The following is a 1,102-nucleotide window of genomic DNA, read 5'->3' on the forward strand; positions in this document are numbered from 1 at the left end:
GCCGACATCGAATCCTCCCGCAAGGACCTCATGCAGCTTGTCGAGGAGGTCGACCGTCACGTCGAACGCGTCTTCGCCGAGGCCTACGCCGACACCGCGCGCGAATTCGAGGACATCTTCTCCCGTCTCTTCCCCGGCGGTGAGGGACGATTGAGCCTTACCGACCCCGACGACATGCTCACCACCGGCGTCGACGTCCACGCCCGGCCCGCGGGGAAGAAGGGCAAGCGGCTGTCGCTGCTCTCCGGCGCCATGCTCGCCGCAATCTTCAGGGCCCGGCCGAGTCCGTTCTACGTCAGGGACGAGGTCGAGCCCGCCCTCGACGCCCTCACCCTCTCCCGCCTGCTCACGGTGTTCCGGGAGCTGCAGGACTCGAGCCAGCTCATCGTCATCACCCACCAGAAGCGGACGATGGAGATCGCCGCCGCCCTCTACGGTGTTGCGATGCACGGCGCTGATGCCTCGTCGGAGGCTCCGAACCGGAGATGCTCAGGGGAGTCCCAGGGAATTCTCCAGCAGCCACACGACCCCGGATCGCTCATGCCCTGTGCAGGGACTATAGACTTGTCGGACGAAGGAGCACTGTCGGAGAACATGAGGAGCGGGACGTCCATGGCCGAGTCGGCTGAACCACGGGGTGACTGCCCGGCATGAATGCAGTTCTCGTCGTCATCGTCGGCCTCGCCATCTCCTTCGCCCTCGCCCTCGTCGTCGTCCTCCTCGTCGCCCTCCCCGGGCTGCGGGCGGAAGGCCGCCTGAAGTACTCCTCTGACGTGCAGCGGTTCCGTCTGCCGGGCCAGTGGACCGGCTACGACGACGAAGTCCACGAGTTCTTCGGTCACGACGACGGCACCTCCCACCTCGCCACGCGCGAGCCCCCCCCCCCCCCCCCGGGAGCCGGCCCCCCCCCCCCCCCCCCCCCCCCCCCCCCTTCCCCCCCCCCCCCCCCCCCCCCCCCCCCCGCCCCCCCCCCCCTCCCCGCGCCCGCCCCCCCCCCCCCCCCTGGAAAATCCCCCGAACCGGCCCCCGGTGGGCCCCCCCCCGCCGGTCTGCTCTTCAGCTCCCGCGGCAGCCGAGACCACCCCTCACCGCCGTGGGCACT

1 pseudogene is annotated in these 1,102 nt (G+C 70.9%); it reads left to right on the forward strand.

From position 1 onward, the window contains the following. A pseudogene (locus tag BSP109_RS16740) lies at positions 1-654 on the forward strand (hypothetical protein); the annotation flags it as partial. Positions 655-1,102: the final 448 nt, after the last annotated feature.

Source organism: Brevibacterium sp. Mu109 (genome assembly GCF_900169375.1).
In the GTDB taxonomy this organism is placed as follows: Bacteria; Actinomycetota; Actinomycetes; order Actinomycetales; family Brevibacteriaceae; genus Brevibacterium; species Brevibacterium yomogidense_A.